The 24,694-nt window shown below is 36.8% G+C and carries 24 protein-coding genes; 9 read left to right on the forward strand and 15 right to left on the reverse strand.

What is annotated here, in order from left to right:
* Positions 1-93: 93 nt before the first annotated feature.
* Entirely contained in the window at positions 94-468 is a 375-nt protein-coding gene (locus AC2S94_RS13160) for a hypothetical protein (RefSeq protein ID WP_484629031.1), read from the forward strand.
* Here the strand turns inward: AC2S94_RS13160 and hutH are convergent.
* Both hutH and AC2S94_RS13170 read right to left on the reverse strand, forming a co-directional pair.
* The gene (gene hutH, locus AC2S94_RS13165; protein ID WP_484629032.1) at positions 465-1,970 is read right to left on the reverse strand and encodes a histidine ammonia-lyase; all 1,506 of its coding nucleotides are present in this window, start codon (positions 1,968-1,970) and stop codon (positions 465-467) included. The two genes, AC2S94_RS13160 and hutH, sit on opposite strands and share 4 nt — an antisense overlap.
* A gap of 94 nt (positions 1,971-2,064) precedes the next feature.
* Entirely contained in the window at positions 2,065-3,600 is a 1,536-nt protein-coding gene (locus tag AC2S94_RS13170) for an NAD(P)H-hydrate dehydratase (protein WP_484629033.1), read from the reverse strand.
* Between the two features lie 131 nt (positions 3,601-3,731).
* Between AC2S94_RS13170 and gcvT the strand changes: the two genes are divergently transcribed.
* The 4 genes from gcvT to AC2S94_RS13190 all read left to right on the forward strand — a co-directional run bounded on the left by gcvT (position 3,732) and on the right by AC2S94_RS13190 (position 6,835).
* Complete coding sequence (gene gcvT, locus AC2S94_RS13175) at positions 3,732-4,814, forward strand: glycine cleavage system aminomethyltransferase GcvT (protein WP_484629034.1); 1,083 nt, start codon at positions 3,732-3,734, stop codon at positions 4,812-4,814.
* A 5-nt stretch (positions 4,815-4,819) separates the two neighbouring features.
* A complete protein-coding gene (locus tag AC2S94_RS13180) occupies positions 4,820-5,635 on the forward strand; it encodes a sugar nucleotide-binding protein (RefSeq protein WP_484629035.1) in 816 nt (271 codons plus the stop codon).
* Positions 5,636-5,721: 86 nt separating this feature from the next.
* Positions 5,722-6,012 (forward strand): 4a-hydroxytetrahydrobiopterin dehydratase, encoded by a 291-nt coding sequence (locus AC2S94_RS13185; RefSeq protein ID WP_484629036.1) that lies wholly within the window; start codon positions 5,722-5,724, stop codon positions 6,010-6,012.
* Positions 6,013-6,106: 94 nt separating this feature from the next.
* The gene (locus AC2S94_RS13190) at positions 6,107-6,835 is read left to right on the forward strand and encodes a YebC/PmpR family DNA-binding transcriptional regulator (RefSeq protein WP_484629037.1); all 729 of its coding nucleotides are present in this window, start codon (positions 6,107-6,109) and stop codon (positions 6,833-6,835) included.
* Here AC2S94_RS13190 and AC2S94_RS13195 read toward each other — a convergent pair whose 3' ends face one another.
* Both AC2S94_RS13195 and AC2S94_RS13200 read right to left on the reverse strand, forming a co-directional pair.
* Entirely contained in the window at positions 6,836-7,375 is a 540-nt protein-coding gene (locus AC2S94_RS13195) for a 1-acyl-sn-glycerol-3-phosphate acyltransferase (protein WP_484629038.1), read from the reverse strand.
* Between the two features lie 5 nt (positions 7,376-7,380).
* Positions 7,381-8,580 carry a proline dehydrogenase family protein gene (locus AC2S94_RS13200; protein ID WP_484629039.1) on the reverse strand — a complete coding sequence of 400 codons (1,200 nt, stop codon included), beginning with the start codon at positions 8,578-8,580 and terminating at the stop codon, positions 7,381-7,383.
* An 88-nt stretch (positions 8,581-8,668) separates the two neighbouring features.
* On the opposite strand from AC2S94_RS13200, the gene aroB reads away from it, so the two are divergent.
* Positions 8,669-9,739, forward strand: coding sequence for a 3-dehydroquinate synthase (gene aroB / locus AC2S94_RS13205; protein ID WP_484629040.1), 1,071 nt, complete (start codon positions 8,669-8,671; stop codon positions 9,737-9,739).
* A gap of 90 nt (positions 9,740-9,829) precedes the next feature.
* Positions 9,830-10,135 carry a hypothetical protein gene (locus tag AC2S94_RS13210; RefSeq protein ID WP_484629041.1) on the forward strand — a complete coding sequence of 102 codons (306 nt, stop codon included), beginning with the start codon at positions 9,830-9,832 and terminating at the stop codon, positions 10,133-10,135.
* A gap of 48 nt (positions 10,136-10,183) precedes the next feature.
* Here AC2S94_RS13210 and AC2S94_RS13215 read toward each other — a convergent pair whose 3' ends face one another.
* The 6 genes from AC2S94_RS13215 to AC2S94_RS13240 all read right to left on the reverse strand — a co-directional run bounded on the left by AC2S94_RS13215 (position 10,184) and on the right by AC2S94_RS13240 (position 16,748).
* On the reverse strand, positions 10,184-10,732 hold the full coding sequence (locus AC2S94_RS13215) for a type 1 glutamine amidotransferase domain-containing protein (RefSeq protein ID WP_484629042.1): 549 nt from the start codon (positions 10,730-10,732) through the stop codon (positions 10,184-10,186).
* Positions 10,733-10,832: 100 nt separating this feature from the next.
* Positions 10,833-11,843 (reverse strand): YihY/virulence factor BrkB family protein, encoded by a 1,011-nt coding sequence (locus AC2S94_RS13220; RefSeq protein WP_484629043.1) that lies wholly within the window; start codon positions 11,841-11,843, stop codon positions 10,833-10,835.
* Entirely contained in the window at positions 11,843-12,361 is a 519-nt protein-coding gene (locus AC2S94_RS13225; RefSeq protein WP_484629044.1) for a DinB family protein, read from the reverse strand. The genes AC2S94_RS13220 and AC2S94_RS13225 overlap by 1 nt, the downstream gene beginning before the upstream one ends.
* Positions 12,362-14,935, reverse strand: coding sequence for a phosphoenolpyruvate carboxylase (locus AC2S94_RS13230; RefSeq protein ID WP_484629045.1), 2,574 nt, complete (start codon positions 14,933-14,935; stop codon positions 12,362-12,364).
* A 95-nt stretch (positions 14,936-15,030) separates the two neighbouring features.
* Entirely contained in the window at positions 15,031-15,510 is a 480-nt protein-coding gene (locus AC2S94_RS13235; RefSeq protein WP_089664830.1) for an Lrp/AsnC family transcriptional regulator, read from the reverse strand.
* A gap of 74 nt (positions 15,511-15,584) precedes the next feature.
* On the reverse strand, positions 15,585-16,748 hold the full coding sequence (locus AC2S94_RS13240) for a M14 family metallopeptidase (RefSeq protein ID WP_484629046.1): 1,164 nt from the start codon (positions 16,746-16,748) through the stop codon (positions 15,585-15,587).
* 280 nt (positions 16,749-17,028) lie between these two features.
* On the opposite strand from AC2S94_RS13240, the gene AC2S94_RS13245 reads away from it, so the two are divergent.
* Positions 17,029-17,451, forward strand: coding sequence for a helix-turn-helix domain-containing protein (locus tag AC2S94_RS13245; protein WP_484629047.1), 423 nt, complete (start codon positions 17,029-17,031; stop codon positions 17,449-17,451).
* 31 nt (positions 17,452-17,482) lie between these two features.
* A complete protein-coding gene (locus AC2S94_RS13250) occupies positions 17,483-17,860 on the forward strand; it encodes a DNA topoisomerase IV (protein WP_484629048.1) in 378 nt (125 codons plus the stop codon).
* On the opposite strand, the gene mscL is transcribed toward AC2S94_RS13250, so the two are convergent.
* The 5 genes from mscL to ychF form a co-directional block, all read right to left on the reverse strand.
* Positions 17,857-18,303, reverse strand: a complete 447-nt coding sequence (gene mscL / locus AC2S94_RS13255) for a large conductance mechanosensitive channel protein MscL (protein WP_484629049.1) — start codon at positions 18,301-18,303, stop codon at positions 17,857-17,859. The genes AC2S94_RS13250 and mscL overlap by 4 nt on opposite strands.
* Positions 18,303-20,942 (reverse strand): DNA gyrase/topoisomerase IV subunit A, encoded by a 2,640-nt coding sequence (locus AC2S94_RS13260; protein WP_484629050.1) that lies wholly within the window; start codon positions 20,940-20,942, stop codon positions 18,303-18,305. The genes mscL and AC2S94_RS13260 overlap by 1 nt, the downstream gene beginning before the upstream one ends.
* Positions 20,942-21,436, reverse strand: coding sequence for a hypothetical protein (locus tag AC2S94_RS13265; protein WP_484629051.1), 495 nt, complete (start codon positions 21,434-21,436; stop codon positions 20,942-20,944). Before AC2S94_RS13265 ends, AC2S94_RS13260 begins: the two co-directional genes overlap by 1 nt.
* Positions 21,433-23,295 carry a DNA topoisomerase IV subunit B gene (locus tag AC2S94_RS13270; RefSeq protein ID WP_484629052.1) on the reverse strand — a complete coding sequence of 621 codons (1,863 nt, stop codon included), beginning with the start codon at positions 23,293-23,295 and terminating at the stop codon, positions 21,433-21,435. Before AC2S94_RS13270 ends, AC2S94_RS13265 begins: the two co-directional genes overlap by 4 nt.
* A 166-nt stretch (positions 23,296-23,461) precedes the next feature.
* Positions 23,462-24,556 carry a redox-regulated ATPase YchF gene (ychF, locus tag AC2S94_RS13275; RefSeq protein ID WP_484629053.1) on the reverse strand — a complete coding sequence of 365 codons (1,095 nt, stop codon included), beginning with the start codon at positions 24,554-24,556 and terminating at the stop codon, positions 23,462-23,464.
* Between the last annotated feature and the right edge of the window lie 138 nt (positions 24,557-24,694).

Consider the following 24,694-nt stretch of genomic DNA (forward strand, 5'->3'; position numbering starts at 1 on the left):
AAGAGCCGCTTTTAATCGAGCGGCTTTTTTTATAATTTATTTTTTGAAATTCTCTTATTATTCTAAATTAGCGACAAACAGCCCCTACCTAAAATGTTATCAAAAGAAATTGAACTAGAATTCGGTAAAGTTTATGCTTATGAAAATATTCTTATCGCGAAACTTAACGAAGGAATACTTTTCGACGTAGAATCCAACAAAAAACTCCTCCAGATTGGCCAGGAAATATTTCAGGATAAACCCTATGGCTATATCTCTCATCGAGTAAATTCTTATGCCGTAGATCCTATGGTTTATATGGAATCTGCCGCTAACGAAAATCTAAAAGCTATCGCCGTGGTAAGCGAAAATGAGATCACACGTAAAAATGCAGAAGGAGTTGAGAAGAAATTCTATAACGACAATAATTGCTTCGGAGTATTTCAAACGCTAGAAGAAGCCGTAGCCTGGATCAAACCCCGGATCTAATCCAGAAAATCTTCTACTTCAAAATCATCAACAAATTTTTTAGCATTCTGAATGTAGGGCGCCATAGTTCTGTCTTCGGTTAAAACTGGAACGGTTTCTCTAAATTTTAAAATTACCTTGTTCAGAATTTCTGAAGTTTTTGCAGGCTCCCTAAAATGAATGGCCTGGGACGCATTGAATAATTCAATTGCCAGCACAGAGTTTAAATTTTCTACAACGCGAAGTAATTTGGTAGCACTGTTAGCTCCCATGCTCACATGATCTTCCTGCCCATTGGACGATACAATGGAATCTATAGAAGCAGGTGTAGATAATTGCTTATTCTGACTTACAATACTTGCAGCGGTGTATTGCGGAATCATAAATCCGCTGTTCAAACCAGGATTCTCCACTAGAAAATTAGGCAAACCTCTTAAGCCTGAAACCAGTTGATAAATTCTTCTTTCTGAAATATTAGCAAGTTCCGAAAGGGCAATAGCCAGATAATCCAGTCCTAAAGCCAGAGGTTGTCCATGAAAATTACCACCGGAAATTATTTTATCAGCTTCAATAAAAATATTCGGGTTGTCTGTCACTGAATTTATCTCCGTTTTTATGGTTTTGCGAACAAAAGATATAGTGTCTTTAGAGGCTCCATGCACCTGCGGAATACACCTGAATGAATACGGATCCTGAACATTGTCTTTTTCTGATTGAGCTATTTCACTGCCATTTAAAAATTGCCTGATCCTTTCTGCCGTTTTAATCTGACCTCTGTGAGGTCTCACCATGTGAACCAATTCGTCAAATGGAGAAAGATTACAATCATAAGCATCAACAGAAATAGCACCAATTAGATCGGCCATATATGACAGTTTATAAGCTTTCAATAATGCATAGACACCATGAGCACTCATGAATTGCGTACCATTCAGCAAAGCAAGACCTTCCTTACTTTGTAATTTTATTGCTTCCCAACCCATTTTATCGAGTAATTCCTTACCAGATAAAATTCCATCTTCCGAATAAACTTCGCCATCTCCAATTAAAGGTAAGGCTAAATGAGCTAAAGGAGCTAGATCTCCGGAAGCACCTAACGATCCCTGTTCATAGATTACCGGTAAAAAATTATTATTATAGAGTTCGATAAGCCTTTCCACGGTTGCCAGAGCAACTCCAGAATTTCCATAACTCAAAGACTGGATTTTCAATAAGAGCATCAGTTTTATTACCGGTTTGGAAACCAGGTCACCTGTTCCGCAAGCATGAGATCTTACCAGATTTTCCTGTAATTCGGTAAGCTTTTCTGAAGTGATCTTTACGTTGCACAGAGCTCCAAATCCCGTATTGATTCCATAAACAGGAACATCACTAGATTTAATTTTATCATTAAGATATTTTCTGGACTTTTCGATATTAAGCCTGGACTCATCACTTAAAGCCAGTTTTTTGTCGTTTTTGATAATATCATGTATAACCTCAAGATCTAAAACCGCTGAACTTATATAGTGATGATTTTGCATAATTTTCGATTGGATTTCTAGATTGCAAAAATCTTATTTCGTCTATAAGATTCCAAATTAATAACTCAAAAAATGAATAATTATTAATAAAATCTTAGTTTTTACCTGATTCTTTTAAATCTCTCTCAAAAAGACTTTTAATAGCTTTTCCAATATTTCTGGCGATATCACCAGCCAGAATAGATTCATAACCTAATTCTGAAGCAGAAATATCTCCAGAAATTCCGTGCAGATAAACTCCAAGAACTGCAGCGCTCACCGTATCATAACCCTGCCCGATCAAAGAACCAATCACTCCGGACAGCACATCTCCACTTCCCGCTGTTGCCATTCCTGGATTTCCTGAATTATTGATATAAATATTCTCCCCATCAATGGTGAAAGTGTGAGCTCCCTTAATAAGCAACACCACATTATATTTCTTACTGAATTCTTTTGCCTTTTCCAGCTTTTCAAAATCATCCTGCCACTCTCCTATCAATCGTTTCAATTCTCCTGGATGTGGCGTTAAAACAGATCTCTCAGGAATCAATTTCAACAAATCTTTATTTTTTGCCAGTAAGTTGATTCCATCAGCATCAATCAAGATTGGTTTTTTAAAGGTGTTCAGTAAATCTTTGAAAGCTTCCGTTACCTTTGAGGAAGTTCCAGCTCCCATTCCGAAACAGATAACATCAGCATCAAATTTTTCAGGGAAAGAGCTAAGAACCTCATTATCCTTATCGGTCAATACCATAGCCTCTGGCAAACCTGTTTGAATGATATTATATCCGCATTTTGGCACGTATAAAGTGCACAATCCGCTACCACTTCTAAGAGCAGCAGTACCGGTTAAAAGTACGCTTCCAATCTTTCCATAGCTTCCGCCGGCTATCAGAATATTCCCATAATCACCTTTATGTGAATTATTCTTCCGAGGCTTGTACATACTTACAGCTTCCTGCTTTCCGATAAGATACATACCAGATTCAGCCTTTCCAATATATTCCCTGTCAAGACCAATATCCAATACCTGAAGGTCACCAACGTAATCCATTGTTTCAGGTAAAAAGAAAACGAGCTTCGGGGCTTGAAAGTTTAAGGTATAGTTAGCTTCAATTACAGCTGCATCATTTCCCGGTGCCTTATCGGCAAATAATCCGCTAGGCATGTCTACAGATAAAGTAAAAGCCTGTGACTTATTGATCATTTTGACCAGTTCGGCCACCCAACCTTCAATAGGTCTATTGAGACCAATTCCAAAAATCGCATCAATTACAAAATCTCCAATATTGATCTCTGGGAAACCACCTTCTCCTTTGATCAATTGTGGCCAGTTGTTCGTTATATTTTTAAGTTTCTCATAATTGGCCAGGAAATCTTCAGATCTCTTATCACTATAATTAACCACAAAGACGGTAACATGATATCCATGTTGAATCAAATGCCGGGCTATTACGAGACCATCACCTCCGTTGTTCCCAATACCACAAAATATTTTGATAGGAATGGGAGCACCCTGTAACCTATTATTAATTTCATTAAAAACCAGGGTTGCAGCTCTCTCCATTAGCTCTTCCGAGGTTATGTTTTGATTTTTTATAGTTGCTTTATCCGCTTCAGATAATTGTTCCGCAGAAAGTATTTTCATAAAACTTTGATTAGATAATTCTGATTAAATATAATGGAAAGCAAGGCATTTTAAATATAAATAGATAAAAAGCCTTAATAAATATTGTATTCTTCCCGAATTGAATAAATTTGCCCAAATTTTTGAAAATAATGAAAGAAATAGCCTTATCTGGAAAGCACAGAGAATTGAACGCTAAAATGGTTCCTTTTGCCGGTTTTAATATGCCCGTATCTTACGAAGGTGTAAATATCGAGCATGAAACGGTGAGAGAAAAATTAGGGGTTTTTGATGTTTCTCATATGGGCGAATTTCTAATTTCAGGAGAAAATGCATTAGAATTAATTCAAAAGATCAGTTCTAATGATGCATCCAAACTTGTAGATGGAAAAGCTCAATATTCGTGCATGCCTAATGAAGATGGCGGGATCGTGGATGACCTTATCATTTACCGGATAGATGCTGAAAAATACTTATTGGTAGTAAATGCTTCCAATATTGAACAAGACTGGAACTGGATCGCGCATCATAACACAATGGATGCTACGATGAGAGATATGAGCGATGAAATGTCTCTTTTAGCGATACAAGGTCCAAAAGCTGCAGAAGCTATGCAGTCTCTTACCGAAGTTGACCTAAAGAATATGAAGTTCTACACCTTCGAGGTTGGAAAATTTGCAGGTGTAGAAAAAGTGATCATTTCAGCGACTGGTTATACCGGTAGTGGCGGATTTGAAATTTATTTCCGCAATGAAGATGCAGAGCAGGTTTGGGATGCAGTGATGGAAGCTGGAAAAGATTTTGGAATTAAACCTATTGGCCTGGCCGCCAGAGATACACTTAGACTGGAAATGGGTTATTGCCTTTACGGAAATGATATCGACGATACCACATCGCCAATTGAGGCCGGACTAGGTTGGATCACAAAATTCACAAAGGATTTCATTAACAGTGAGGAACTTAAAGCTCAGAAAGAAAACGGACCATCTAGAAAACTGGTTGCTTTCGAGCTTGATGAAAGAGGGATTCCGCGCCAGGGATATGACATCGTTGATGAAAATGGTAAGAAAATTGGAGAGGTAACATCGGGCACCATGTCACCATCTCTTGAAAAAGGGATTGGTTTAGGATATGTACCAGCTGAACTTGCAGGCATTGGAAATAAAATTTCAATCCAAATTCGTAAAAAAATTGTTCCTGCAACTCAGGTGAAATTGCCCTTTTATAAAGGTTAATTTATTTGAAACGAATACTCATTTTAGGAGCAAGCGGATTTATAGGCAACGCCTTATATAAAGAGCTGTGCTCCTATTTTGATACACACGGAACCTATTTTACAGAAAATAAGTTTTTCGAAGACAATAACCAGTTTCATCATTTTGACTTGGAAACTGAGAATATCGAGATCGTACTTGAAAATTTAAAACCCGATGTCATAATATCTTCTTTAAGAGGTAATTTTGACGCCCAGGTTTCTACACATTTTTCAATTATTAATCATATTCTAAGGTATAACTCAAAGCTGATATTTATAAGCTCAGCCAACGTATTTGATGCATTTACCAATTTTCCTTCCTATGAATATGACAAAACGCTAAGTCAGAGTGTTTACGGCAGATTCAAGATTAAGATTGAAAATGCATTATTAAGACTTCCCAACCACAATTATAATATCGTAAGGCTTCCAATGGTGTTTGGAAAAGCTTCTCCTAGAGTAAAACAGATCAAAACAATTCTGGATCTGGGAGAACCGTTAGAAGTATTTCCTAATGTTGTGATCAACGCTACAGAAATCCTGAAGATTACCCAACAAATTCATTACATCATAAATAGGAATAAACAGGGTGTATTTCATTTGGGAAGTTCAGATCTAACGCATCAGAAAGATTTTATTGAAGAGCTATGCGAAGAGCTTGGATATGAAAATCCGCTTTTTAAAAATGTATACGATTCAAATTATGACAGGTTTTTGGCAGTTTTACCTAAAGACAATAAACTTCCCGCAAATCTTCAGATCACGGTTCACCAGGTTATAGAAGCTTCTACCAAGCTATAGCTGTTAATCTTATACTAAACAAAACCAATCTCAGTTCTTTTCCTTACTTAATTTCTAACTTTAAGTTAAACCAAAAAAATTAAGTGATGAAAAAATTAAGTGAGGAAGAGATTCAGGAGAAACTGAAACAGTTTGAAGGATGGACTTATGCGAAAAAAGCCATTCATACTTCGTTTCAATTTGAAAATTTTAAAGAAGCTTTTACCGTGATGACGAGAATTGCTTTTGAAGCCGAAGCTCAACAGCACCATCCAAACTGGGGGAATGTTTATAATCAGCTGGAAATTTCATTGTCTACCCATGATGCCGATGGGGTTACCGAAAAAGATTTTAAACTTGCACGTGCAATTGAAGATATTGTTGAATCTTCAAATTAAAGCTGTAGAACATACAAAAGAATAGCTCCTAAAATTCCGAGGAAAATTAGGAGCTTTTTTTATATTTTTGCCCGAATCTAATTTTATTATAAGCATGGGAAGAGCATTTGAATTCCGTAAAGCACGTAAGATGAAACGCTGGTCTGCAATGGCCAAAGCCTTTACAAGAATTGGAAAAGATATCGTTATGGCCGTTAAAGAAGGCGGTCCTGACCCAGACACCAATTCCAGGTTGCGTGCGGTAATTCAGAATGCGAAGAGTGTGAATATGCCTAAAGACAATATTGAACGCGCGATCAAGCGTGCGTCTGATAAGTCTCAGGGTGATTATAAGATCGTGCTTTTCGAAGGTTACGCACCTCATGGTATCGCCGTATTAGTTGAAACCGCTACCGATAACAATAACAGGACTGTAGCGAACATCCGTTCTCATTTTAATAAATCTGATGGAAACCTTGGAACTTCAGGTTCTGTTGAATTCATGTTTGATCATACCTGTAATTTCAGAATCAACTCTGAAGGCATCGATCCTGAAGAATTGGAACTGGAATTGATCGATTTTGGAGCTGAAGAAGTTTTTGAAGATGAAGACGGTATTCACATTTACGCTCCTTTCGAATATTTTGGCGCGATTCAGAAAGAACTGGAAAATCGTGAAATAGAAATTGTCTCTTCAGGATTTGAAAGAATTCCGCAGGTTACAAAAAGCCTGAACGAGGAACAAACTGCCGATGTTGAGAAATTACTGGAGAAACTGGAAGAAGACGATGATGTACAGAATGTATATCACACCATGGAAAGCTCAGAAGATAAAGAAGATTAATTAAAAGTTTTCTTTGATTTTACCTTCCACTCCATCATAATAACTGAATATTTCAGTATAATCTTTTTGAAAATCTCCGGTTGGCCAATAGGCTTCGGAGATTTTTACTTTTTTGACTCCATAGTCAAAAGAAACACGAATGATTGGAACTTCAGCTTTAAGGGCTATATAATAAAAACCGGTTTTCCATTGTTCAGTCTTCTGCCTGGTTCCTTCAGGCGACATTGCTAATCTAAAAACATCCTTTTCTTTAAAGATCTGCGCAATGGCGTCGACCTTTTTCTTTTTTCCGGAACGGTCTATTGGAGATCCTCCAACGGCTCTGAAATACCAGCCAAAAGGCGGTTTGAAAAGTTCTTGCTTTCCCACAAAATTGATCTGGACATCCATGATCTTCCGAACCAGGATACCAATTAAAAAATCATAGGAACTAGTATGAGGAGCAACGATGACCACACATTTTTTTATTGCAGGATCAAAGTTATTTTCCAGTTTCCAACCAAGGAATTTAAAAAAAACAAGCTTTGCTAGCCATTTCATGGCGATTACTCTCGGTGGTGCTTGGTAGATTCGTCTCCTTTTCTACGTTTTTTCTCTTCTCTGAGTAACCCAAGCTCTCTACCTGTTTGTCCTTTTACAGAAGTATTTTCCTGAGCTCGTCTTAATAGATAAGGAACTACATCTCTTACTGGCCCGAATGGCACTAATTTCACGGCATTATAACCCTTTCTTCCAAGATTGTAACTGATATGATCACTCATTCCGTATAACTGACTGAACCAGATTCTTTCATCATCAATAGCAATACCTTTATCTTCCATGATCTGAAGTGCCAGGTAACTGCTTACCTCGTTATGCGTACCTATGAATACTGAGATATCGTCAAGATGATTTAAACAATAGGAAAGTGTACTATTAAAGTTTACATCTGTCGCTTCTTTACTTTCGCAAATCGGGCTTGGATAACCTAACTTTTTAGCACGTGCATTTTCTTTTTCCATATAAGCTCCACGAACAATCTTCACTCCAACTTTAAAACCTTCTTTCTTAGCTTTTTCATGAAGTTGTTTCAAATAGTCTAGCCTATCCCAACGGTAGCACTGCAAAGTATTAAATATTAAAACTTTATCCTTGTTGTACTTCTGCATCATCTCTTCCATCAATTCATCTGCAGAAGTTTGCATCCAGGTTTCTTCCCCATCCGCATAAAGTCGCACTCCAAGTTCATGTGCACGATTACATAAAGTATCAACTCTTTTGCGGACTCTTTCCCATTCTTCCTTTTCATCATCAGAAAGACTAATTTTTTCACTCACTTTCTCCCAGATATCAAACCTACCAATACCGGTTGGCTTGAACATAGCGAAAGTAACTTCATCACTTTCATTAGCATATTCAATAAGACTCAACTTTTTCTCCATAGCCGCGTCAAATTCTTCTTCAGTCTCTTTTCCTTCTACAGAATAGTCAAGAATACTATGAAGATTTTCATCATACATCTCTTTGGTCACCGGCTTACAGTCATTTTCAGTAACTCCACCGCAGAATTGCTCGAAAATAGTTTTCTTGATGAGCGTCTCTACCGGCAGATGGAGTTTTAAGGATAATTTTGTTAAAGCTGAACCTGCCTTTACCAATGAAGAATAATTCATCATGCTAAATAGAAAAATAGCTCTATCCAGTTCTGCATTAGACTTCAGTTTAAAGGCCGATTTAGTGTTGTTGAATATCTTTTTGTTTATCATTTCATGCTGTTAATCGGGCAAATATAATTATTGAAGTTGAGTTAATTCATAATTTCTATTTAATTTCGACGGCACAAATCTTAATACTATGAGCGATTTACCGGCATCTTTGGACCCTGTTATCTATGCTGAAAAAGGTTATCATAAATTGAATCAGTTTCTGAAGGAAAATAATCCTTCAAAAGTCTTTATTCTGGTAGACGGGAACACCCACCAACACTGTCTTTCCAAATTTCTTCAGAAGGTTCAAAGCAAAGTGATCACCGAAGTTATAGAAATTGAAGCCGGTGAAGAATTCAAAAATTTACAAACCTGTGAAGGTGTTTGGAATGTTCTATCTGAATTAGAAGCAGATCGAAAAAGCCTGATTATCAATTTAGGAGGTGGCGTGGTCACAGATCTTGGCGGATTTGTAGCTTCTACATTTAAAAGAGGAATAAAGTTCATTAACGTTCCAACTACCCTGCTCTCTATGGTTGACGCATCGGTTGGGGGTAAAACAGGTGTTGATCTGGGAAATTTGAAAAACCAGATAGGTGTGATCAATCAACCGGAACTAGTGTTGATCGATTCAGCATTCTTATCAACATTACCACCACAGGAAATGCGCAGCGGACTCGCGGAAATCCTGAAACATGGGTTAATTGCCGATGAAGCATACTGGAATAAAGTTTCGAATTTATCTGCTCTTGATCTTTCAGATCTTGATGACATCATTAAAGAATCGGTAATTATTAAGGGCGAAATTGTAGAAAAGGATCCTTTTGAGCAGAATATCAGGAAAACTTTAAATTATGGGCATACTTTAGGACATGCAATAGAATCGTATTGTCTTACGCATCCTGAGAAAAAGAAATTACTACATGGGGAGGCTATTGCTGCTGGAATGATTCTGGAAACCTATTTATCAGCTCAGCTAAAAGATTTTCCGGAGGATAAATTAACTCAAATTACCCATACCATCAGGGAAATGTACGGCACCGAAGATTTTTCAGAATCTGATATTGAAGCGATCAAAGACCTGATGAAATTTGACAAGAAGAATGAACATGGAAACATCAATTTCGTATTGCTAAATGATATCGGAAAACCCGTGCACGATGTTACAGTTCCTGACGAACTCATCCAAAAAGCCTTTAAATATTACTCAACAACCTGATAAATAACTGATTAAAAAATTAGATATTATCCATTTAAGTATTGTGTCTGATTTATTTTTTTATTTATACTTGCATAAACCAATTGAACTATGAAAAGAATAATCGTAGATTATAAAAAGCTCACACCAGAGATCTTAGGATTACTAGTAGAGAAGTATCCTGACGGCTATGATGACGACCAGGTAATTTCTTTCAAGAATGCAAAAAATGAAACGGTAGATGCAGTTGAAGTTAGAACTGAAGACACAGTTTACCTGGTTAAAGTTAGTACTCGATTAGAAAATACCATGGCTAATTTTGATGAAGATGATTACGATGATTCAGAATTTAATGATCCTATAGTTGATATCCCTGAAAAGACAGACGAGTCAGAGGATGAAGACGAAGACAAATAAAAAAAGGAACGCGATGGCGTTCCTTTTTTGTTTTAAATTATTTCTGAATTAGGCATGTTGTAAATCATGCTTTCCTTCTTTAATTTCTTCAATTACTTTAGCATTAAATGCTGGTAGATCATCAGGATTTCTGCTGGTCACCAATGCTTCATCTACTACAACTTCTTTATCTACCCATAATGCACCTGCATTTTCAAGGTCTTTTCTAATAGAGTTAAATGAAGTCATTGTTCTACCTTCTACAACATCGGCACTAATCAAAGTCCATGGTGCATGGCAAATCGCTGCTACCGGCTTACTTTGTTTGAAGAAGTCACGAACAAATACCAGAGCCTTCTCTTCTCTTCTAAGATTATCCGGGTTAATTACCCCGCCAGGTAGTACTAATGCATTATAGTCTTTAGCCGAAACTTCGTCAAGGGTTTTATCTACATTATACTCTTTACCCCAGTCATCTTTATCCCAGGATTTAATTTTACCTTTTTCTAGACTTACTACTTCGACTTTGAAACCTTCTTTTTCCATCGCCTCTTTCGGAGATGATAGTTCACTTTCCTCAAATCCATGTGTTGCTAAAATTGCAATTCTCTTTTCCATAATAAAGTTTAATTTTTTTGTTTTGGTAAAGATAAAAACCACTTAAGGGAAAGTCTATTAAGGCTCTACTAAAAGTAGGCCTATTTCAGTTAAAGCTTTATTAAGTTGAAGTTGAATCGCCGTCTTTCTCTTTTTCCTCGTCAATATCCAGGTAAGATTTGAGTCGGTCTACAATATATTTCTCTTCTTTCAATTGTACTCTACGTTTTTCCAGTTTTTCCATTTCCTGGTAAATAGCCGGTTCTCCGAATCTATTCGGTTCTACCTTCTCTTTTTTGATCAATGCATACTGTACAGTGAACTCAGCTCCAAAAAATAAAATAAGACAGGTATAATAAACCCAAAGTAATATCAAGACCACTGAAGAAGCACCACCATAAACTGAAGCCGGTTCGCTTTGACCAAAATAAAAACTGATGAGCCACTCTCCAATTAAAAAGAGAATTGATGTTAAAGCGGCACCTGTAATAGTTGTTCTTAATCTGATCTTGATATCCGGTAATAATTTGAAAATCATTGCGAATAAGGCGGTAATAAATACGAATGAAAGAATGGAATTTGCAGCATTCAAGACAAATTCAGTAATATTAGGCAAGATAACTTCAGCCCTGTCGGCAATAAGTTTCATAATAGCTGAAATCACTAATGCGATCAAAAGTAATAAACCAATCACGAGCACCATTCCTAAGGAAATTACCCTGTCCAGAATTAGTCTGAAAAAATTGGTTTTTCTGGCTGCGACATTCCATATATTATTCATCGCTATTTTCAGTTGAAAAAAAACTCCAGTTGCACCAAATATAAGCATAGCAAATCCAAAGACAATAGCAAGTGTGGAATCCTGTGAAAGGGCAGCATTTTCGATCATATTCTCGATTGCTTTGGAAGCATCGGTACCTATAAACTGACCTATTTGTCCCGTAATTCTACCCTGAACAGCTTCTCTACCAAAAAAGTAACCTGCAATGCTAACTACGATTATTAATAATGATGGCAGTGAGAAAAGGGCATAATACGCAATCGTAGCACTTCTCGCGTATGGCTCATTCTTATCCCAGCTTATATAGGTTTTCTTGAGTAACTTAAAAAAGATTTTCAGAGATGAGAGCATCAAAGATACTTATTAGTGATCACCTCTTTATGATGCAACGCATGCCCGGCCATTATATATCCAATGGCCCTGGGCGTTGCATTCATATCGTTCATATTTCCACTTACTTTCAATTTATCTTCTGATAAACTTTTGTAAAGAAATAAACAGGATTCTCTCACACATTTAAATTCAGCAATAAGATCATCAGGATCACGCTTTTCAGCATCAGAATTCAGCACATAAATATCATGATCAAAACCCGGAAGTGAGGCATTTTCATTTCTGGCAAAACATAAGGCCCTGTATTGAAAGATGCGCTCGGTGTCTATAATATGCTGAACCATTTCAAGAATGGTCCATTTTCCCGGAGCATAACGATAGTCCCATCTGTCTTCAGGTATCGTACTTAGAAATTCACTAAATTCTTTCGTATTCTCTTCCAAAGTTTGAATAAGCTCAGCATTCTCAGGAATACGATCGATATAACCCAGGTAAAATTCTCCTATTTCACCTTTGGTAAGTTCAGATTTTATCATTTAAGCTGAATTTCTACTTGCATTAATATTACCATAAAGAGAGCGTGTTACCATCTTTTCAAAAATCTCCAGCTTTTCTCCAGCATTTTCAGGATTTTTACTTAATTCCTGAACCATTCTCAAGGCGTGCTGCTGAATAGTAAGTAATGGTAATACAATTCTTTCACGTGCCTGAATTGAAGCTCTACCTGCAGGTTGATTCTGCATTAGAATATTATAACCGGTAACTTTCAGAAGCATTTTCTTGGTTCTTTCGAACTCCTCATGAATAAGTTGCCAGAATTCACCGAATTCCTCATCATTCTTCATGTAAGCGGTTAAAGGAAAGAATGACTTGGTAAGACTCATCATACTATTCTCCAGTAAGGTCCTGAAAAATTCAGAATTCTCATATAGTTGTTTCACCTTATCAAATTCGCCTTTTTTATCAAGGTTCTCCATCGCCGTTCCCACACCGAAGAAACCTGGAACATTTTGTTTCAACTGGCTCCAGCTTCCTACAAATGGAATGGCACGAAGGTCGGAAAGGTTTAATTCTGCTGATTTATTTCTTTTAGAAGGTCTACTTCCAATATTGGTTTTGGCGTAGTACTTCAAAGTACTCATCTTTTCTAAGTACGGAATAAATCTAGGATGCTTTTTGAAATTTGTATATGTTTCATAACTAATTTCCGCAAGATCTGTCATGGTCTGCCTGTCCTCATCACTTAAGGCATTCTTTCCGTTACTAAAGATCTCGTTAGCAACTCCTGAACTCAATAACTGCTCAAGGTTGTATGTACAGGAATCTTTCGTTCCAAAATTAGAGCTAATCGTCTGTCCCTGAACTGTCAATTGAATTTCTTCATTTTCAATAGTTGGTCCCAGAGAAGCATAGAATTGATGAGTTTTTCCTCCTCCTCTGGCCGGTGGTCCTCCTCTACCATCAAAAAAGACCACTTTGATACCGTATTCTCTAGATATTTTTGTCAGTGCCTCTTTAGCTTTATAAATACTCCAGTTGGCCATCAAATATCCACCATCTTTAGTACCATCGCTAAAGCCTAGCATAATCGTTTGCTTATTTCCTCTGCGCTCCAGATGTTCTTTATAAACCGGATTGGTATATAATTTCTCCATTACATTATGTGCATCCTGAAGATCTGGTACAGTTTCAAATAATGGAATTACATCTACCGTAGGTTTTTCCCAGCCGGTCATTCGAATAAAGGCAAATGGTTGAAGTACTCCCTGAACACTTCCACAGTTACTTATAATATAACGGTTCGCTCCAAGCTCACCACTTTTTTCCTGAATTTCCTGCATTGCATAAATTGAAGAAATAGTAGCTTTCGCCATTCCTTCTTCCATTTTTTCAGGGTCAATTTTTCCCTGAACATTGCTGAGCAATTTTATCTGATCTTCATCACTCATATTATTATAATCTGAAGAGATCAGATCTGGATGAGATTTGCTGATCTCTTCAAGAACTTCCTGGTGAATACTTGAATCCTGACGGATATCCAGCGTAGCAAAATGATATCCAAAAAGGTTTACTTTATTCAGCATATCATCCACTTCATCAATAAATAGAGATTGATGCCTTTCAACAAGTATTTCTCTGATTTTATACAGCTTAGACTTAAGCTCTTCAAGTGAAAGTTTAATATTTCCTGACTTGGAAATTGCTGAATCATAAAGACCTTTTTCGATCTCGGTCATAAGCTCATGCACTTCTCTGAAGGTTAACCTTCTTTTCAACTTTCTTATGTCACGGTAATAGTTCAGAAGAATTGTTCTTCTAAGTCTTTTAGCTACTCTAAGCGTAATATCTGTAGTTACAAATGGGTTACCATCACGGTCACCTCCTGGCCAAAATCCAAGATTGATCACCTGGTTCCCGACATCTTCACCATCAAAAATATTTTGCTGAATGTAATTATGAATTTTACTCGCACTCTGGTAAAAAACATTTTCAAAATACCATATTAAACTCACCGCCTCATCATAAGGTGTTGGTTTTTCTTTCTTAAAGAATGGGGTCTTACCTAATTGAGCTAATACCTGCTTAATCTTAACCAGGTCATTTTTCTGAATTGCCTTATCAAGATCTGTGATAATTCCAAGAACTGTTCCCGGGTAGAATTGAGTTGGATGCGCTGTAAGAGTGGGCCTTACATTGAATCGCTTTAAATACTCCTTTAACTCTTCAACTTTCTGTTTGGCTTCTGCTTCTTCCTTTACACTACGCAAAGTTCCGCGTCCGTCCATATTATTAACGATTGAAAATGATGCATCTTCAATCGCATCAAATAATACAACCTGTCTTTCTATATATTGTATAAATCTAAATAATAGGTCAACTTTTTCTTCCTCAGAAGGATTTTCTCCATATTTCTGAAAAAATCTGTCCACTATTTGTGAGGGATTTTCATTATTTTCAAATCCATTTTCACAAATCTCCTGAAAAAGAGGCAATAACGCGCCTGTCTTTCTGATATCATCATACGGTAAGGTCAAAAAAATACTATTATAAACCTCGTATTTTGCAAGCACGTTGTCATTAAATCTATCTAATCTTGGTTCTCTGTGCATAATTTATTTTTAGGGTGGTCAATTATTTTAAATTTATAAAAAAACCCCTTAAACAAAGCAGTCTAAAGGGTTCTTTAATATAAGTTTAGGACTGCTTACATGTCTTTAAAGATAGAATGCATCAATCTCTTTTTATCATTTATACTCTCTTCAAGGGAAATCATTGTCTCAGTTCTATAAACTCCTTCAATATCATCTAAAAGAAAGATAATATCTTTGGCATGCTGCGTATTCTTCGCACGAATCTTACAAAACACATTAAATTTGCCAGTAGTAACATGAGCAACGGTTACAAAAGGGATCTCATTGATTCGTTCAAGTACGAATTTTGTCTGAGAGGTATTTTTCAGAAATACACCTACATAGGCGATAAAGGCATATCCAAGTTTCTTATAATCCAGAGTTAATGAAGAACCTATGATTATCCCTGCTTCTTCCATTTTCTTAACTCTTACATGAACCGTTCCGGCAGAAATAAGAAGTTTTTTAGCAATATCTGTAAATGGTGTCCTGGTATTCTCAATAAGCATATCAAGAATCTGGTGGTCTGTTTCGTCTAATTTAAACTTAGCCATTTTAAAGTCCTTTTTTTTTAATGAACTTCAAAATTAATACAAAATCATTGAATTATTGACAAATAATTGGATATTTATTGGAGTTTAAGCTCTAATTCCTCATTATTTAAGATAATTTTATTAACTATAACGTTTTCGATAATTTCTGAATTATCCGGTAGTTTTATTGCATTTTCCTCAGCATCAATTTCCCGAAGTCCATAATTCGAAATTTTTGGGGATATTTTTTCAATTACCGGAATAAAATCAATTTCGCTTCCTTTTAAAACTTCTCTGAACTGAATACTTATATCTTTCAACTCCCCATCAAGCAAAGCCCTTCTAATTATAATATCATTAAATAATTTTTGATTTTCAGGAATCTGGAAGTAATGCTCATATTCATCAGTTTCGATATGATTATTAGCTATTTGATAAATCGCGGATAAAAGAGCCCTGAATACCTGCATCCTGGTCTTCTGTCTGGTATAATCGTTTACAGAATGACCCGCTTCAAATAAAATCGTGGGAGTAGATAGATTCTGAAAAGTATCACCAGCACAATTGATATTAAATCCATCATCATACCTGCCTATATGACCAGAAAGATACTTCTCGAGATCTTCAGCAATGCCAGCTATAACTTTCATGCTTTTTTTTCGGAACTCATCTATAGTTCGGTCCTTATCCATTGATGGCGTCAGAAATGAAAGCGTAGCCGGCCTGGGCTTGTCCCCGGCACTAAAAATTGTTCGCTGATCATGCAGATTAAGACAGAAATCCGGTTGGAATTCACGGTAAACTTTCATTAGAAGCTTACTTTCAGGCTGACTTAAATTCTGCATATCGCGATTTAAGTCGACACCATTGGCATTAACCCTCGTATAATAATGAGCTCCATCAGGATTTAAAATCGGAATGATATATAAGGAGCATGAATTAATAATTCCTTTCACAATTTCATCCTCTTCCCTTAGAAGAAAATTAAATAGATCGAAAAGCGCTTTAGTAGTAGTAGATTCATTTCCGTGCATTTGTGACCAGATCAAAATCTTTCTTTTGCCATTTCCGATCTTGAAATTATAAATAGATCTGTCCTCCACAGAACTTCCTATTTTCTCAGATGGAAATTTTGTATCGAATTTATTCCGCACGATATCCAGATCTTTATTTGTCACATAACGACCTGAAATTTCATCGAATTTTAAGCTTTGGTAAAAGCCCTGCTCAAATGCTTCAAGTAATGCCTCGTTCTTCATGTTTACAAAACTAAACAATACATATTTTACAATTGTAAACAGATAGAATTTACAAATCTATACACAATTGTAAACAACCTGTAAATACCAATACTCTTACTCATTGGAAAAATTCCTATATAAAATAATATTGAGTCTAAAATTCTATTTTTTAGTTATTTATACTTACTTATTTAAAGTAATTGTTGTTATATATTCCAAATGTTTACAGATGTAACTATGTTACTTTGTAAATATTATTTACATTTGTAAATACAATTCATATCTCATCTTTGTTACAATGGTAAACACTGAAAAATTCTCTGCAAGGCTTAATAAGATCCTTGATTATTACGATATTTCAGCAGCAAGTTTTGCCGATAAAATTGAAGTTGGACGCTCTTCCATCTCCCATATTTTATCCGGCAGAAATAAGCCAAGTTTAGATTTTGTGATGAAGGTTGTGAAAAATTTTCCCGAAGTAGAATTGTATTGGTTACTTAATGGAAAGGGATCCTTCCCTAGCAGTTCTGAATCTAATTCAACAAAAGAACCGGTTAAAAAAATTCAGTCTACTACAGACCAAATTTCAAATGTAAATATCCAGGAAAGATCTGATGAAAGAAATACTCCAGTGAATCTTCCATCGAATAGATCTGGAAAACAAATTCAGAAAATTGTGATCTTTTATACTGATGGAAGTTTTGAGGCCTTCGAAAATTGATAATCCCGTTTAAATTGAATTATTTTGCGGTATGAAAAGATTTATACCCCTGATGTTAGTTTTTTTCTTCTATTCCTGCTTTAATGCCGAAAGAAAATGCGAAGATTTTAAAACCGGTACTTTTGAATTCGAGACATATATCAATGGAGAATTACAAACGTCCAGGTTTATCAGGAATGATAGTATAGAGATCGAAGAATACCAAGGTAAGACCGACACCTCATCGATTCGCTGGATCAACGATTGTGAGTATATCCTGAAAAATCTTAACCCTAAAGGAATGGCTGAAGAAAAGCCAATTCATATTAAAATACTCACCACAGAAGGTGATACCTATAAATTTGAATACGGGCAGGTTGGAGATCCTAAGAAAGCCAGAGGGCAGGTTAGAAAAGTTTCTGCAGACTAATTCTGACGTTGCTTTAAAATTTTATTCTGCTCCTCCATCAGGTCATTTAGATTCGACAGTAATTCGATATCTTTTGGAGTAACTACCTGCTTGTTTTTAGGGTCCTGGGCTTTGTTTCTAAATCGGTTCATGAATTTAACCACCAGGAAAACTACAAAACCAATTACCAGAAAATCTACCAGCGTTTCGATCAGCAATCCATAACCAATGGATACTTCTTCTACAAAACCAGTTTCTCCTTCAACACCAACAGCATCCTGAAGAATGATTTTTCTATCGGCATAATTAACACCATTGGTGAGCATACTCAATGGCGGCATTATCACTTGTTTCACTAAGACATCAACAACCTTATTAAAGGCGGTACCTATAATGATACCAACTGCCATGTCTATCATATTGCCCTTTACGGCAAACTCTTTAAATTCTTTAAATATTCCCATTATTCGTCAAATAAGGAGGGTTGATCGTCTGATTTTGATTTTTTATCCGGTGCTTTTATACTTCCAGCTTTAATATCTTCCCCGGTGATTTCCGAAGATTTATCATCTTCCTCATCTTCAGCTTCATCTTCCTGCTTTTCGTATGGCATAGGATCCAGTAGATTTATCTGGTTCACCTTTTCAGAAGTGAGTTGATTCCCTAAAGCCTTTATGCCTTTCACTGAAATGAATTCCTCCAGATTCACTTCTTCATTATCCCTGCGCTCCTTACCTTTTGGTTTGGTATAAACGATCTCAGCCATAGGATAATAATCGGTCGAAACTAATTCAAGGAAAGAATCCTCGTGATCTGAAATGAATTTCTCTTCTTTATCAGGATGTTCAATCAGGAATCGCTTCACATAATAGCGCTCTTTTTCAGGTTCCCAATAGATCGCAGAAATCGGTTTGTCCTTTATCCATTTTTCCAGTACGATGATTTCCTCGTCGAACCTGGTTGTAAGTTCAGGCTTGATCGTTTTAGCCACGCCATCCTGGGTAATGATCAATAACCGATCTTCACCTCTGAATTCACCTAGCAATTCTCCGCGTTCATCTACATTCAGCCTTTTCACCGTATCATCAAACCATATTCTTCTAGGCTTTAAGGTTGAAACACCTTCTTCCTTCAATTCTATTCGTTTAACTGAATATTTGGTTACGATATTACCTTTTACGTTTCTTCCTTTTATTAGAATTTCTGCAAAATCAAGATCGAACTTCACCTTGCGAATACTGCCTACCTGGCGCAATAAAACGGTTACCACTTCGGCTTCTCCATTTGGATTCGCAGAGAAATATAATACCTTGGAATCTTTTTTACCCTGACTTAAATCATATTCACGATCACGAGTTACTGAAGTTACCGCAAACCTTTTTACATAGGTTTTACCTGATTTTCCATCGCGGTAGATCATATTATAAGTAGTTCGCTTGTCCTTTTTCTTAAATATCGCAACGTGGATGATGTCTTTTCCAATAAAAGTCTTGGTATCAACTTTGGTAACCATCATTTTACCATCTGCAGTAAAACAGATCACATCATCAATATCTGAACAATCGGTCACATATTCATCTTTCTTCAGAGAAGTACCTACAAATCCTTCTGCTCTATTCACGTAAAGCTTGGTGTTTCGAATTACTACCTTGGTAGCTTCAATATCTTCGAATAACCTTAATTCTGTCTTTCTTTCACGACCAGCACCGTAATCCTTTTTAAGCTTTTTAAAATAATCTACTGCAAAATCTACAATATTGTCCAAATGATGCTTCACCTGAGCAATGTCTCCTTCCAACGCATCAATCTTTTGCTGAGCCTTATCAATGTCGAATTTCGAAATCCTTTTGATGCGAATTTCGGTTAACCGAACAATATCTTCTTCGGTAACTGCTCTTTTTAAATGCTTTGTATGGGGCTTTAATCCTTTATCTATCGCCTGGATCACTCCTTCCCAGGTCTCTTCCTCTTCTATATCGCGATAGATACGATTTTCAATAAAAATTCTTTCCAAAGAAGCGAAATGCCACTGTTCTTCAAGTTCATCAAGTTTGATCTCCAGCTCCCTTTTCAAGAGATGAAGCGTATGATCTGTAGACCTACGCAATACGTCTGAAACTCCAAGGAAAACCGGTTTATGATCGATGATCACACATCCCAAAGGCGCCAAGGAATTTTCACATTGCGTGAATGCATATAAAGCGTCAATAGTCTTATCAGGAGAAATATTGTTTGGTAAATGTATCAGGATCTCAACTTCAGCGGCAGTATTATCTTCAATCTTTTTGATCTTAATCTTACCCTTATCGTTCGCCTTTAAAATTGAATCGATCAGGCTGGAAGTATTGGTTCCGTAAGGAATCTCATTGATCACCAACGTATTTTTATCGATCTGGTTGATCTTTGCACGAATTCTTACTCTTCCACCTCTTTGACCGTCATTATAATTTGAAATATCAGCAATTCCACCCGTTGGGAAATCAGGATAAAGTTTAAAGCTTTTTCCGCGCAAATGCTTGATGGACGCATCTATTAATTCGTTGAAGTTATGCGGCAGAAACCTTGTGCTCAAACCAACGGCAATACCTTCGGCTCCCTGTGCCAAAAGCATTGGGAATTTTACCGGAAGATTTACCGGTTCCTGCTTTCTACCGTCATAAGAAAGTTGCCATTCTGTTAACTTCGGACTAAAAAGAACTTCCAAAGCGAATTTAGAAAGCCTGGCCTCAATATAACGTGGAGCAGCTGCACGGTCACCGGTTAAAATATTTCCCCAGTTACCCTGGGTATCAATAAGAATGTCCTTTTGACCAATTTGAACCATGGCGTCTCCAATACTGGCATCACCGTGCGGGTGATATTGCATGGTGTGACCAACGATATTGGCCACTTTATTATAACGCCCGTCATCAAGATCTTTCATAGAGTGCATGATTCGGCGTTGCACTGGTTTAAAACCGTCTTCAATTGCAGGTACTGCCCGTTCCAGGATCACATACGAAGCATAATCCAGGAACCAGTCTTTGTACATGCCGGTTACCTTTATAAGTTCTTCTTTACTTTCAAACTGCTCTTCTTGAGCTCCTTCTTGGTTTTCTTCCATTAGGCAGTAGGTTTAGGAACGGTTTGCAGTACTTTATTTAAAGAATCAACCATTCCCCTTTTCTTTTTTCGGGTTAAAAATGTGGTATTGAATGTATATTTTCGGTAGCCCTGTTTTCTTCTGGACTTAATATAAATGGTCAAGGCTGAATAGATCCCAAAATCAACGAACTTGAATTTTCCCAGTTTTCGTTTTGGGAATTCTGCTTTCTTGACTCTATATTCCATGAACTTGGAAAAAAATACTCCGTTATTCTTAAAATTCAGGGTTTCCCCATCGCTGTCAAAATCGAACGCCTGACCTATTCTATGAACGTATAAACCTAAAAGCAGGGTGATAATATTTGGAACAAAATGACTGAAGGTGATCTCCTGTTCTGTTTCAGAAGAAGCCATGATTTCTATATTTACAAATATGTTGGTGACAAATACCGCAACAAGAACGATATAAATAGACGGTATTATCTTAACCTCGCTTTTATTGGTAAATCTCATATGCCAAGCTCTTCAACAAGGTCAAGTTCAACTTTCAGGTTATCAATAATAAACTCCTGACGGTCTGGTGTGTTTTTGCCCATATAGAAACTCAACATTTCTTCGATAGACTTTTCTTTGTCCAGCATCACCGGGTCCAGACGAATATCCTCTCCAATAAAATGAACGAATTCATCAGGAGATATTTCCCCAAGACCTTTAAATCGAGTGATCTCAACTTTTCCGGATAGTTTTTCAATGGCCTGTTTACGCTCCATTTCACTGTAGCAGTAAATAGTTTCCTTTTTGTTACGAACTCTGAACAAAGGAGTCTGTAAAATATACAAATGATTTTCTTTGATCAGTTCCGGAAAAAATTGCAGGAAAAAAGTGATCAATAATAACCTGATATGCATACCATCCACATCGGCATCAGTCGCGATCACAATATTATTATATCGAAGATCTTCAAGGGAATCTTCTATATTTAGAGCTGCCTGGAGTAGGTTAAATTCCTCATTTTCGTAAACGATCTTTTTAGAAAGTCCGTAACTATTCAAAGGTTTACCTTTTAAACTAAAAACCGCCTGGGTAACCACATCCCGACTTTTGGTAATAGATCCACTAGCCGAATCTCCCTCCGTAATGAACAAGGTAGTTTCCAGGCAACGTTCGTGTTTACTATCTCCAAGGTGAACCCTGCAATCTCTTAATTTCTTATTATGTAAACTCGCTTTTTTCGCTCTATCCTTTGCCAGTTTCCTAATTCCTGAGAGATCTTTGCGTTCTCTTTCCGCCTGAAGGATCTTTCGCTGAAGATTTTCAGCAGTTTCAGGATTTTTATGCAGGTAATTATCAAGATTCCTTTTTACAAAATCATTGATATACGTCCGAACAGTGGGAAGTTTTCCCCCCATATCCGTAGAACCCAGTTTGGTTTTCGTCTGACTCTCGAAAACCGGTTCCATTACCTTTATACTGATCGCTGCAACGATAGATTTTCTGATATCGCTGGCTTCATAATTCTTTCCGTAGTATTCACGCACGGTTTTCACCACTGCTTCTCTAAAAGCCGCCAGGTGTGTACCACCTTGTGAAGTATTCTGACCATTCACAAAAGAATGATATTCCTCGCTGTACTGCGATTTACTATGCGTGATGGCAACTTCGATATCATCTCCACGAAGGTGGATAATCGGGTAAAGCATATCCTCTTCGCTAATACTGTCGCCAAGAAGATCTTTCAATCCATTTTCTGAATAGAACTTTTCACCATTAAAAACTATGGTTAATCCCGGGTTGAGATAAACATAATTTTTGAGCATTTTTTCGATGTATTCATTTCTGAACTTATAATTCTTAAAAATGACCTCATCAGGAATAAATGTGATCTTAGTTCCTCTTCTTCTGGAAGTTTCATCTAGATGCTCTTCATCCTTTAATTCACCTTGTTCAAATTCAGCCGCATGACTTTTTGAATCTCGGGAAGATTCCACGCGGAAATAAGAAGAAAGAGCGTTCACCGCTTTGGTACCAACCCCATTTAGACCAACCGACTTTTTAAAAGCCCTGGTATCATATTTACCACCGGTATTCATTTTAGACACAACATCTACAACTTTACCAAGTGGAATTCCTCTACCGTAATCACGAACAATAACTCGTTGGTTCTGAACAGAGATTTCTATAGTCTTCCCTGCTCCCATCACGAATTCATCAATACTGTTATCTATAACCTCTTTTAAAAGAATATATATCCCATCATCCTGACTGGAACCATCTCCAAGCTTCCCGATGTACATCCCGGGACGCATGCGAATATGTTCTTTCCAGTCTAACGACCGAATATTATCTTCGGTATATTTAGTATTCTCGCTCATAGGTAGTAATGGAGTTATGGCCTAAATATAAGGCAATAGCTAAAAAACTAAAATAGTTATACGCTAAAGTAATTAACAAAGATTTTGGAAGAAATGTTAATTGCTTAGAGAAATAGGAAAATAGCCGCTGAAGGCAAGCTATAAAAATTACCGAGAGAATTCCTGATTATACATTAAATCGAAAATGCATCACATCTCCATCTTTAACGATATATTCTTTTCCTTCTACTCTCATTTTACCAGCCTCTTTCACCTTAGCTTCGCTTCCATAACTCACATAATCGTCATAACCGATAACCTCAGCACGAATAAATCCTTTTTCGAAATCGGTGTGAATTACTCCGGCAGCTTGTGGAGCTGAAGAACCTACAGTAATTGTCCAGGCTCGTACCTCTTTAACACCGGCCGTAAAATAGGTTTGAAGATCTAATAATTCATAAGCACCTCGAATAAGTTTTGCTGAACCAGGCTCATCAAGTCCTATGTCCTGAAGAAACATCTGTCTTTCTTCAAAATCATCTAATTCTGTGATATCTGCTTCAGTTCCTACAGCTAGCACCAAAACCTCAGCATTTTCATCCTTTACGGCTTCTCTCACTCTTTCCACGTGTGCATTTCCTTCTACGGCAGCTCCTTCATCCACATTACATACATACATTACCGGCTTATCGGTAATGAATTGCAATGGAGCGATGAATTCTTTTCTTTCATCTTCAGTAAGATCTATAGCTCTAACAGACTTTCCAGCTTCCAAACCTGCTTTTACTTTTAATAAAGCAGCTTCTTCCTTCTGAGCTTCTTTATTCCCTGTTTTCGCAGCTCTTTTTACTTTTTCCAGCTTCTTTTCTGTAGTCTCAAGATCTTTTAGCTGAAGTTCCATATCAATGGTTTCTTTATCCCTGATAGGATCTATAGAACCATCTACGTGAACAATATTGTCATTTTCAAAACATCTTAAAACATGAAGAATTGCATCGGTTTCCCTGATATTTCCAAGAAATTGATTACCAAGACCTTCTCCTTTACTTGCTCCTTTTACCAACCCGGCAATATCAACGATTTCAACTGTAGCAGGGATTACTTTTTCAGGATTTACCAGCTCTTCCAATTTCCGAAGTCTTGGATCTGGAACATTCACCACACCAACGTTCGGTTCAATAGTACAGAAAGGAAAGTTTGCACTTTGAGCTTTTGCATTACTCAAACAATTAAAAAGAGTTGATTTTCCAACGTTAGGAAGTCCTACAATTCCAGCTTTCATATGATATTATTTAGATGCTTTGTTTTTGCGGCTGCAAAGATAAGTATTAGAATCGAGAATTTAATAGGATGCATCACAAGCTTTAATTTCAAATAAAACATTTCTGAAACAAGCTTTTAGCAGATTTGTTTAGTATTT

Source organism: Christiangramia pacifica (assembly GCF_057221535.1).